Source organism: Streptomyces sp. NPDC057543 (genome assembly GCF_042801895.1).
GTDB lineage: Bacteria > Actinomycetota > Actinomycetes > Streptomycetales > Streptomycetaceae > Streptomyces.
In genome coordinates, this window is the sequence record NZ_JBHVFF010000290.1 from 1 (window position 1) to 10,852 (window position 10,852).

A 10,852-nucleotide genomic window follows, 5' to 3' on the forward strand; every position below is an offset into this window, starting at 1 on the left:
GTACGGGCCCCGTCACGCGTGATCAGTCGAGGTAGCCGCGGAGTTGGTCGGCGTGGGCGTGGTCCCGCAGCTTGTTGAGGGTCTTGGACTCGATCTGGCGGATGCGTTCGCGGGTCACGCCGAAGATCCTGCCGATCTCCTCAAGGGTGCGGGGCCGCCCGTCGGCCAGCCCGTAGCGCAGCTGGACCACCTTCCGCTCGCGCTCGTTGAGGGTGGAGAGCACCGCTTCCAGGTGCTCGCGCAGCAGCAGGAACGCGGCGGACTCGACCGGGGACGCGGCGTCGCCGTCCTCGATCAGGTCGCCGAGGGCGACGTCGTCCTCCTCGCCGACCGGGGCGTGCAGCGAAACGGGTTCCTGGGCGAGCCGCAGGACTTCGCCGACCCGCTCCGGGGTGAGGTCGAGCTGATCGGCGACCTCCTCCGGCGTCGGCTCGTAGCCGCGTTCCTGGAGCATCCGGCGCTGGACGCGTACGACCCGGTTGATCAGCTCGACGACATGGACCGGGACCCGTATGGTCCGCGCCTGGTCGGCGAGGGCGCGGGACATGGCCTGACGGATCCACCAGGTCGCGTACGTCGAGAACTTGTAGCCCCGGGCGTAGTCGAACTTCTCGACCGCCCTGATCAGTCCGAGGTTTCCCTCCTGGACGAGATCGAGCATGGTCAGTCCGCGGCCGACATAGCGTTTGGCGACGGAGACGACGAGGCGGAGGTTCGCCTCGATGAGACGGCGCTTCGCCATCCGCCCCATGACCACCAGCCGGTCGAGGTCGACGGCCAGCCGGGTGTCCGGGTCCGGGGTGCTCGCGAGCCGTTCCTCGGCGAAGAGTCCGGCCTCGACGCGGCGGGCGAGCTCCACCTCGTCGGCTGCGGTGAGCAGCGGGATCCGGCCGATCTCCCGCAGGTACTGGCGGAAGAGATCGGAGGACGGGCCGGCGGTCTCCGGGCGGCCCCTCGGCTCCGGGGGTTCGGGCACCTCCGGCGGCTCCTCCACGAGCGCCTCGGGTGGGTCGGACGGTGTCTGCGGCTCCACCGCGGCCTCCGGATGATGCACGGCCCGGTTCTGCGCGGGGATGGCCGAGACATGCTCGGTTTCGGTCACGGTCCGGGTCTGCACGGGGGCGACCTCCAGGTGATCGCTGCCGGATCGCGGGGGATGGTGGACCACCGTTCGGTGGGCCGGCCGCGCTCCGATGACTCAGGCACCGCCCCCCAGTGTGGAGGAAGACACATCGCCGCCACGAGGGGCGTGCGGGGACTTTCTGAGTCCGGTCCGTGACCGACCGGTTACGGGGACGGGTGTGCCCTTCGGCCCGTCCGGCGATCGAGGACGGAACGGCGGCCGGCCCGGCCCCGGCACGCCTGCACGGCCACGGGGCGCGCGGAAGCCCCGATTCAGAGCGCGTCGGCGCCGTTGTTGCGCAGGGACTGGGCGTACTGCTGGAGGACCCAGACCTCGTTCTGCGCGGCGGCCAGATGGTCCGGGGCGACATTGCTGCCGAGGCGGGCGAGGCTGCCCTGGACGTCGTTGATCCGGCGGTCGACGGCGCGCAGGCGGACCTTGACCAGATGCTCGCCCGCGTACGCCTCGTCGATGGACTTGCCGTGGAAGACCTCGACCGCCAGCTCGGTGACCAGCTTGCGCACCGTGTCGTTGGGGGTCGCGTCGAGCACCTGGACGAGGTACTCGCGGGTCTCGGGGACGCCCAGCTCCGCGCCGCCCGCCTCCGCGATGCACTGACGGACCGCGGCGTACGGCGGGGCGGTGAACTCGTCCACCCCGTAGGCGTCGAAGGCCGGGGAGACCAGGGCGGGCCGCTGCAGGGCGAGCTTGAGCAGCTCGCGCTCGGTGCGGTGCGCCGGGCTGCGGAGGTTGAGCGCGGGGCCGGAGGGGGCGGCGGGGGCCCGGACCTGCTGGGGCTGCGCGCCGGGGCGGGAGGAGGCCGGCTCCGGTCCTCGCCGGTCGCCCCGCCCGCGGGCCCACTGGGCGAGCTGGTTGACCCGGTGCACGACGTACTCCTGGTCCAGGATGCCGACGAAGCCGGCCAGCTGGACGGCGACCTCGCGCTGCACGCTGCCCGTCTTGATCTTGGCGACGACGGGCGCCGCCTCATCGAGCGCGGCGGCGCGGCCCGCCGGGGTCTCCAGGTCGTACCGGCCGACGATCTGGCGGAGCGCGAACTCGAAGAGCGGCGTGCGGGGTTCGACCAGATCGCGGACGGCCTCGTCGCCCTTGGCCAGGCGCAGATCGCACGGGTCCATGTTGTCCGGGGCGATCGCGATGTACGTCTCGGCGGCGAACTTCTGGTCGTCCTCGAAGGCGCGCAGCGCGGCCTTCTGGCCGGCCGCGTCACCGTCGAACGTGAAGATCACCCGGGCGCTGCCGTTGTCCATCAGGAGGCGGCGCAGGATCTTGATGTGGTCTCCGCCGAAGGCCGTACCGCAGGTGGCGATCGCGGTGGTGACCCCGGCGAGATGGCAGGCCATCACGTCGGTGTAGCCCTCGACGACCACGGCCCGGCTGGCCTTCGCGATGTCCTTCTTCGCCAGGTCGATGCCGTAGAGCACCTGCGACTTCTTGTAGATCGCGGTCTCGGGGGTGTTGAGGTACTTCGGCCCGTTGTCGTCGTCGCGCAGCTTGCGGGCGCCGAAGCCGACGACCTCGCCCGAGGTGTCGCTGATCGGCCACATCAACCGGCCGCGGAAACGGTCGATCGGGCCGCGCCTGCCGTCCTGGGAGAGGCCGGAGGCGATCAGCTCCTTGTCGCTGAAGCCCTTGCCGCGCAGATAGCGGGTGAGGTGGTCCCAGCCCGCGGGGCTGTAGCCGACGCCGAAATGGGCGGCCGCGGCCTGGTCGAAGCCGCGCTCGGCGAGGAACTTCCGGCCGATCTCGGCCTCGGGGCCGTCCAACTGCTCCACGTAGAACTGGGCGGCCACCTTGTGCGCCTCGACCAGCCGGATGCGCTCACCGCGCTGGTGGGAGGGGTTGTAGCCGCCTTCCTCGTACCGCAGGGTGATGCCCGCCTTGGCGGCGAGCCGCTCGACCGTCTCGGAGAACGAGAGATGGTCGATCTTCATCACGAAGGCGATCGTGTCGCCGCCCTCCTGGCAGCCGAAGCAGTGGAAGAGGCCCTTGCTCGGGCTGACCTGGAAGGAGGGGGACTTCTCGTCGTGGAACGGGCAGAGGCCCTTGAGGTTGCCACCGCCCGCGTTGCGCAGCTGGAGATACTCGGAAACGACGGCGTCGATCGGGACCGCGTCCCGTACCGCCTTCACATCGTCGTCATTGATCCTGCCTGCCACGGGTGAAGTCTACGGGTGGGGTACGACAGCCGTGCCGCGCGCCGATGTGATCCGTGGAACCCGGCGAGGCGCGGCCCGGCTGTCGTTCAGGCCAGGGAGGTCAGCGGTACCGACGGGTCCGCCAGTGCGTCCGGGTCGATCTGCCGGCCGGACCGGATCAGTTCCTGCACGGCGTCGGTGACGTCCCACACGTTGACGTTCATCCCGGCCAGCACCTTGCGGTCCTTCAGCCAGAAGGCGATGAACTCGCGCTTCCCCGCGTCGCCGCGGATGACCACCTGGTCGTAACTGCCCGGCGGCGCCCAGCCCGAGTATTCGAGGCCGAGGTCGTACTGGTCGGAGAAGAAGTACGGCACCCGGTCGTAGCTGACCTCCTGGCCGAGCATGGCGCGGGCCGCGGCCGGGCCGCCGTTCAGCGCGTTCGCCCAGTGCTCCACGCGCAGCCGGGCGCCGAGCAGCGGATGGGCCACGTTGGCGACGTCCCCGGCCGCGAAGATGTGCGGGTCGGAGGTGCGCAGCGAGGCGTCGACGGCGATGCCGCCGCCGTCCTTGCGCGCGGCCATGGCGAGCCCCGCGGCTTCGGCGAGACCGGTGCGGGGGGCGGCGCCGATCGCGGCGAGCACGTCGTGGGCGGGGTACTCCTCGCCGTCGTCGGTGCGGACCGCGAGGACCAGGCCGTCCTGGCCGATGATCTCGGTGAGGCGGACACCGAAGTGGAAGCGGACACCGTGGTCGCTGTGCAGATCGGTGAAGATCTGGCCCAGTTCGGGGCCGACGACCTGGTGCAACGGGGTCGGCTCCGGTTCGACGACGGTGACCTCGGCGCCGTATTCGCGCGCCGCCGCCGCAACCTCCAGACCGATCCAGCCGGCCCCGGCGATCACCAGATGGCCGTTGTCCCGGCCGAGGGAGGTCAGGACGTTGCGCAGCCGGTCGGCGTGGGCGAGGCGGCGCAGATGGTGGACGCCGGCCAGGTCCGTACCCGGAATGGGGAGGCGGCGCGGCTCGGCCCCGGTGGCAAGCAGCAGCTTGTCGTAGTGGACGACGGTGCCGTCGCCGAGCTGTACGGAGCGGCCCTCCCGGTCGAGGACGGTGACGGGCTGGCCCAGATGGAGCTCGATCTCGGCGCCCGCGTACCAGGCCGTCTCGTGGACGAAGACGCTGTCCCGTTCCTCCTTGCCGGACAGATAGCCCTTGGAGAGCGGCGGCCGTTCGTACGGATGGTCGCGTTCATCGCCGAGAAGGATCACCCGGCCGCTGAAACCCTCCGCCCGGAGCGTCTCGGCCGCCTTGGCTCCTGCCAGTCCTCCGCCGACGATGACGAACGTCCGATGTGCGTCGACCACGTGATGCCTCCTCGGTGCTTGCTGCGCGGGGCCCGACTGCGAGCGTCCCGCACGCAGCGTGATGGCGAAAGAGGGTGTACACCGATCAGGTCACACCCAGTGGTCGCGGGCAAGCCCGCGGACGAGGCCGGGAAGCGGTGACCGCCGGGCGTACGCGGCCGTACGCGGTCGTGGTCCGGCCGCGTGGACGGGATCTCCGGTCAGCGGCGGCGTGCGGTGAGGGATGCGTGCAGGGAACGCGCCGAGGCGTCGGTCAGAGCGGCGATCTGGTCGACGAGGACCCGCTTGCGGGCCCGGTCCCCGGAGGCGGCGTCGAACAGTGCCCGGAACTGCGGCTCCAGCCCCTCCGGGGCGCGTGCGGTCAGCACGGCGGCCAGTTCCGCGATGACGATCCGCTGGTCGGCGCGGATCGCCTCCTGCTCGGCGCGCTGCATGACGTACCGGTCGGCGACCGCCTTGAGGACGGCGCACTCGTTGCGTGCCTCGCGGGGGACGACGAGCTCGGCCGCGTACCGGATCAGCCGGCCCGTGCCGTACCTCTGCCGGGTGCCGGTCTCGGCCGCGAGGCAGAACCGGCCGATCAGCTGGCTCGTGGCATCCTTCAGCCGGGCCTGGGCTACGGCGGATCCGTCGTAGCCGTGCGGCCACCAGTCCTGGGCGATGAGCCGGTCCAGGGCGTCGGCCAGCTCCGCGGGGTCGGTGTCCGCCGGGACGTAGCGGCCGATGGCGACCGCCCAGATCGCGTTCCGCTCGGGCTCGGCGTAGAGGCAGTTGGGATCGATGTGCCCGGCGTGCAGCCCGTCCTCGAAGTCGTGCACCGAGTACGCGACGTCGTCGGACCAGTCCATGACCTGGGCCTCGAAGCACTTGCGGTCCTTCGGGGCGCCGTGCCGGGCCCACTCGAAGACGGGCAGGTCGTCCTCGTACACCCCGAATTTCGGCGAGCCGGGGTCGGTGGGGTGTCCGCCGCGCGGCCACGGGTATTTGGTGGCGGCGTCCAGCGCGGCACGGGTCAGGTTGAGCCCGACGCTGACCAGCTCGCCGGTCCGGGTGTCGGGCACGAACCGCTTCGGTTCGAGCCGGGTCAGCAGGCGCAGCGACTGGGCGTTCCCCTCGAAGCCCCCGCAGTCCGACGCGAAGTCGTTGAGCGCCTGCTCCCCGTTGTGTCCGAACGGCGGGTGGCCCAGGTCGTGGGCCAGGCAGGCCGTCTCGACCAGATCGGGATCGCAGCCGAGCGCCGCCCCGAGCTCGCGGCCGACCTGGGCGCATTCCAGGGAGTGGGTGAGCCGGGTCCGCGGGCTGGCGTCCCAGGCGTTACTGCGGGTGCCGGGGGTGACGACCTGGGTCTTCCCGGCGAGCCTGCGCAGTGCGGCGGAGTGCAGGACCCGGGCGCGGTCACGCTGGAACGCGGTACGGCCGGGCCGTTTGTCCGGCTCGGTGTCCCAGCGCTCGGCGTCGGCGGCACGGTAGGGGGCCGTGCCGTGGTCCTGAGTGCCATCAGTGCACCGGGTGTCGTGGGTGCACTGCGAATCCTGCGTACCGTCCATGGTTCCGACAGTAAACGGCCGGACCGACAGGACGGATCAGCCGGTGCCGACTCCGTCATGCACCAAGGGTGCGCGGACGAGGTTGCCGCACCGCTGGGCGGGAGTGACAGCTGCTCACCGGAGGCGTCGCGTCGAACGGAGTGATCGGAAACGGTAACGAAATCAACGAAATAGGGAGATGGAGAACCCTTTCTCCCCGTCGGTCGTCCGATCATGTGGAACAGCGTGGACAGGGCGGGCAGAGCGGGAACAGGGGGACACCCATGCGGGAGAGTCAGCCGGGACGGCTGAGGAGGCTCGGGCGGTTTCGGCCGCGGTGGCCGCGGACGCGGCGCGGGCAGCGGCGGGCCGTGCAGGGGGTGATGATCGCCTGCGTGGCGGCGCTGGCGCCCGCGACCTGGATGTACTCCGTCGCCGACGCCCGGGTCAGGACGACGGCGGACGCGCCCGCGCAGCAGGTCGCCGTGGTGTTCGGGGCCGGGCTCTGGCAGGGCAAGCCGTCGCCGTATCTCGCGAACCGGCTCAAGACCGCCGCCGAGCTGTACCGGGACGGGAAGGTGAAGGTCGTGCTCGTGACCGGTGACAACAGCCGCAAGGAGTACGACGAGCCGGACGCCATGCGCACGTATCTCAGGGCGCAGGGCGTGCCGGACGAGCGGATCGTGAGCGACTTCGCCGGGTTCGACACCTGGGACTCGTGCGTCCGGGCCAAGAAGATCTTCGGCGTCGACCGCGCGGTGCTGGTGACCCAGGGGTTCCACATCCGGCGGGCGATCGCGCTGTGCCGGACCGCGGGGATCGACGCGTACGGCGTCGGCGTCGACGCCGTACACGATGCGACCTGGTACTACGGCGGGACGCGGGAGATTTTCGCGGCGGGGAAGGCGGCGCTGGACGCCGTGTTCAAGCCGGACCCGCGCTTCCTGGGCCCGGAGGAGCCCGGGATCGGGGAGGCCCTGGCGGCGGACGAGCGCTGACGGCCGCGGGTGCCCGCGCCAAAGAGTGCCGGTTCTACAGAGGAGTGATCGGGGCGGTCTCGGCCGAGACCCAGTCGAGATAGCGGGCGCCGCCCCGTACCACCGGGATCGCGATGACCTCGGGGGTTTCGTAGTCGTGCGCCGCCAGGAGATGCGCCTCCAGTTCGTCGTAACGCTCGGCCGTCGTCTTGAACAGCAGCTGCCACTCCTCGGTGGTCTCGATGGCGTTCTGCCAGCGGTAGACCGAGGTGACGGGCGCGGAGATCTGTACACAGGCGGCGAGCCGCGCCTCCACCGCGCCCTGCGCCAGGGAATGGGCCTTCTCCTCGCTGTCGGTCGTGGTCAGTACGGTCAGCCATGCCGGCGGCGTCGTCACCTTCGGGCTCCTCGGTGTCGGTCACTGGGTCACTGGGTGTCCTTCGATTGTCGGGGGCATCGCGGTGCGGCGCAGTGCCCGGTGTCAGACGCCGTACGGACGGACGGCCTTGGCGTCGCGCAGCGCGCGTCCCCACCAGACCAGCTGGTCGAGGAGGGACTTGGCCGCCGCGTCGCAGCCCGACGGGTCCTTGTGCCTGCCCTCGCCGTCGAACAGGGCGCCCGCGTTGTGGAACGACACGGTGTCGCGGATGCCGACGGCGTGCAGCTCCGCGAAGACCTGCCGGAGGTGCTCCACGGCGCGCAGGCCACCGGAGACTCCGCCGTACGAGACGAAGGCGACGGGTTTGGCCTGCCACTCGGCGTGGTGCCAGTCGATGAGGTTCTTCAGCGGCGCCGGGTACGAGTGGTTGTACTCGGGGGTGACGACGACGAAGGCATCGGCCGCCGCCAGCCTGGGCGACACGGAGGCGAGTCGGGCCAGCGATCCGGCGTCGGGCCGGTGCGAGAGTGCGCTCGGGAGGTCGAGCTCCGCGATGTCGATCAGATCCGTCTCGATGCCGGGGTGACCGACGGTGCGCGCGAGGAACCAGCCGGAGACGACAGGGGCGAAGCGTCCCTCGCGATTGCTGGCGAGGATGACCGCGACCTTCAGGGGCGCGACGGAGGCAGCAATGGGTGCGGGTGCTGTGGTGAGGTCCATGCGGAGAGGTTCATATGTCAACCAAGGTTGAGGTCAAGCCTGGTCCGTCGGTGTCCGTCATCGCCCGTCGCGGCATACCGTGGGCCGCATGACCACTCCCCCTCCCACGCCCTTTCCGTACGCCGAGTTCAACGGGTACCCGGCCACCGAGGCGGATCTGCGGATTCCCGCCTTCCTCGGCTACGGCCATTTCACGGCCATGCAGGTCAGGGACGGAAAGGTGCGCGGCCTCGCCCTGCATCTGGCCCGGCTGGACTCGGCGAACCAGGAGCTGTTCGAGCGCCCGCTGGACGGGGAACGGATCCGCGAGCTGATCCGGCACGCCCTGGACAGCGCCGGGGTACGGGACGCGTCGACCCGGGTGTACGGCTTCCTGCCGCCGGGCGACACGGAGACGACCGTCATGGTCACGGTGCGCGGGCCGGCGCGGAAGTCCACCGAGCCGCACGGCCTGATGTCCGTCCCGTACGCCAGGACCGTGCCACACATCAAGCGTCCCGGTGAGTTCGGCCAGACGTACTACGCGCGGCTCGCCGCACGCGCGGGTTTCGACGAGGCCCTGCTGACCCTGCCGGACGGTACGGTGACGGAGGGGGCCATCACCAACGTCGGTTTCTGGGACGGCACTTCGGTCGTCTGGCCCGCCGCCCCCGCCCTGCTCGGCATCACCATGGCACTGCTGGAGCGGCAACTGCCCGGCGCGGGGCTGGAGTCCGCACGGCGTCCGGTGACGCTGGACGGGCTGGCCGGGTACCGTTCGGCGTTCCTCACCAACTCGCAGGGCATCGCGCCGGTCCGGCGGATCGACGACATCGAGTTCACGGTGGACGAGGAACTGATGAAGCGCATCACGCAGGCGTACGACAGCGCGCCATGGGACGCGATCTGAGGCCTCCCGGCGTCACGCGGGCCGACCGGCGCCCGAGGGAGGGAGGAGCATGGAGTCATGCTGATCCACATCGAAGGCTCTCGCCTCCCCGGCCTCACCTGCGGGCCCGACAGCGATTTCCCCGGCGCCCACAACATCCACGTGGCCGTGCAGCGCAAGGACAGGCCGGGCGAACTGATCGGCCTGCACCGGGGGGACGCCCCGTCGGCCTCGTGGACCCTGAGCTGCACCGCGACGCCCACCGCGGACGGCGTCGAGATCAAGGGACCCTATGTGCAGAACAGGCTGGGCGGGCGCTTCGTCTATCTGTCCTGGGGCACGGTCGACGAGGACGGCGTCTTCACCATGTTCCGGCGGGCCAAGCTGATGCTGGGCGACATCGATCCGGCCGTACTCGAAGCCGCCGTGCGCTCGGAGCACCTCACCGCGCGGCTGCCTCTCTCCGACGCCAAGGGGCAGCCGCTCTGCGCCAGGGTGCGGCCGCCGGTCGTCGAATGGTCCGCCGCCGCGCCGTCCCGGGAACGCCGCGCGCCCTGAGAACGCCGCGCGGTTGCGGGAACGTCATCTCGCGGGGCGCCCGGCACGGAACCGCCCCCACCGGAACCAGGGGGGATGGGGCCGGTGGGGGCGGCGGCCGGGGGCGGCCCGGTCCACCGTCCCGTGGGGGGTTTCAGGCGTGTGCCCGACCCCCACAAAGTCATGCATGTGATGTGCGCCACTCCCCCCGGATGGCGTCACCCGATCGGCACCGAACGGTGAGACGCCGGTCACACTCGCATCGATCACGGCCGTGACCTGCACTCATGCATCTTGGCAAGGATGCCGCGCCGGGCCGGTCGGGTGAAAGCTGACCCGATGTCAGCAGGCACGGGAAACCGCCGGCCCGTTAGCTCGTGGTCAGGACACACCTACTCGCGCCATTGTCCGGAGGAACCCCCATGCGTCCTGCCCGCCTAGTGACCGGTACCGCAGCTTCCGCGGTCACCATAGCCACGCTCGGCCTCTTCACCGCCGGGCAGCCCGCGTACGCGGGCGATTCCGGCACGCTGCGGGTCGGCTCGGCGGCCGCGCCACGGACCAACGGCGGCCCGCAGGCGCAGGGCGGCGACGAGGACAACTGGGGCAACCCGTCCGGGTCCGCGCGCGACACCCCCTTCGGCCTCAATGTCCCCTCACTGCTCGACTCCGTCGGCGGGCTCAACGCCTTCTCCGGGCTCAACACTCCCTCCAGGGACGAGGGCTCCAACGGGCGCTGGAGCGGGAACCGGAACCCGTCCGAGGACCAGGGCTCGGGCAGGAACGACAGCTCGTCCGGGCGCGACCACTCGTCCTCGTCCGGACGCGACAACTCCTCATCCGGACGCGACAACTCATCCGGGCACGACAACTCGTCCTCGTCCGGACGCGACAACTCGTCTTCCGGGCGCGACAACTCGTCCTCGGGGCGCGACAACTCGTCGTCCGGACGTAACGACTCATCCGTGCCCGCGGGCCCCAGCGGGCACGTCAAAACAGGCGTCGGCGGCAGTGTCCGGTCCGACACCTCCCAGATCGCGGCGGGCGCCGGCGTACTCGCCGCGGCCGCCGTCGGCGGAGCCTGGCTCCTGCGTCGCCGGGCGAGCGGCCCGCAGGAAGCCGGCTGACGGAGACGGATTCACGTCTCCGTACCGCCAGGTTCCAGCCGCAGCGCCGGTCGCGCCCGGTGGTGACGC

At 71.2% G+C, this 10,852-nt stretch carries 10 protein-coding genes; 4 read left to right on the top strand and 6 right to left on the bottom strand.

The features are described 5' to 3' along the window. Nucleotides 1-22 precede the first annotated feature (22 nt). From ACFU8Q_RS33765 to ACFU8Q_RS33780, 4 genes are all read right to left on the bottom strand, one after another. On the bottom strand, nucleotides 23-1,117 hold the full coding sequence (locus ACFU8Q_RS33765) for an RNA polymerase sigma factor (protein WP_384461617.1): 1,095 nt from the start codon (nucleotides 1,115-1,117) through the stop codon (nucleotides 23-25). Nucleotides 1,118-1,395: 278 nt separating this feature from the next. Next, nucleotides 1,396-3,303 carry a DNA primase gene (gene dnaG, locus ACFU8Q_RS33770; protein WP_384461620.1) on the bottom strand — a complete coding sequence of 636 codons (1,908 nt, stop codon included), beginning with the start codon at nucleotides 3,301-3,303 and terminating at the stop codon, nucleotides 1,396-1,398. 86 nt (nucleotides 3,304-3,389) lie between these two features. Continuing rightward, complete coding sequence (locus ACFU8Q_RS33775; protein ID WP_384461623.1) at nucleotides 3,390-4,649, bottom strand: NAD(P)/FAD-dependent oxidoreductase; 1,260 nt, start codon at nucleotides 4,647-4,649, stop codon at nucleotides 3,390-3,392. Nucleotides 4,650-4,849: 200 nt separating this feature from the next. Further along, the gene (locus ACFU8Q_RS33780) at nucleotides 4,850-6,196 is read right to left on the bottom strand and encodes a deoxyguanosinetriphosphate triphosphohydrolase (protein ID WP_384461625.1); all 1,347 of its coding nucleotides are present in this window, start codon (nucleotides 6,194-6,196) and stop codon (nucleotides 4,850-4,852) included. Nucleotides 6,197-6,459: 263 nt separating this feature from the next. On the opposite strand from ACFU8Q_RS33780, the gene ACFU8Q_RS33785 reads away from it, so the two are divergent. Then, on the top strand, nucleotides 6,460-7,173 hold the full coding sequence (locus tag ACFU8Q_RS33785) for a vancomycin high temperature exclusion protein (RefSeq protein ID WP_384461628.1): 714 nt from the start codon (nucleotides 6,460-6,462) through the stop codon (nucleotides 7,171-7,173). A gap of 34 nt (nucleotides 7,174-7,207) precedes the next feature. Here the strand turns inward: ACFU8Q_RS33785 and cutA are convergent, their stop codons facing one another. Together cutA and ACFU8Q_RS33795 are read right to left on the bottom strand one after the other, a co-directional pair. Then, nucleotides 7,208-7,549 (bottom strand): divalent-cation tolerance protein CutA, encoded by a 342-nt coding sequence (cutA, locus tag ACFU8Q_RS33790; RefSeq protein WP_384461631.1) that lies wholly within the window; start codon nucleotides 7,547-7,549, stop codon nucleotides 7,208-7,210. An 84-nt stretch (nucleotides 7,550-7,633) separates the two neighbouring features. Beyond that, nucleotides 7,634-8,251, bottom strand: coding sequence for an NADPH-dependent FMN reductase (locus tag ACFU8Q_RS33795; protein ID WP_384461634.1), 618 nt, complete (start codon nucleotides 8,249-8,251; stop codon nucleotides 7,634-7,636). 88 nt (nucleotides 8,252-8,339) lie between these two features. On the opposite strand from ACFU8Q_RS33795, the gene ACFU8Q_RS33800 reads away from it, so the two are divergent. From ACFU8Q_RS33800 to ACFU8Q_RS33810, 3 genes are all read left to right on the top strand, one after another. After that, entirely contained in the window at nucleotides 8,340-9,140 is an 801-nt protein-coding gene (locus ACFU8Q_RS33800; RefSeq protein ID WP_384461636.1) for an aminotransferase class IV family protein, read from the top strand. A gap of 57 nt (nucleotides 9,141-9,197) precedes the next feature. Further along, complete coding sequence (locus ACFU8Q_RS33805) at nucleotides 9,198-9,677, top strand: DUF5990 family protein (protein ID WP_384461639.1); 480 nt, start codon at nucleotides 9,198-9,200, stop codon at nucleotides 9,675-9,677. A gap of 401 nt (nucleotides 9,678-10,078) precedes the next feature. After that, on the top strand, nucleotides 10,079-10,783 hold the full coding sequence (locus tag ACFU8Q_RS33810; protein WP_384461642.1) for a hypothetical protein: 705 nt from the start codon (nucleotides 10,079-10,081) through the stop codon (nucleotides 10,781-10,783). The last annotated feature ends 69 nt before the right edge of the window (nucleotides 10,784-10,852 follow it).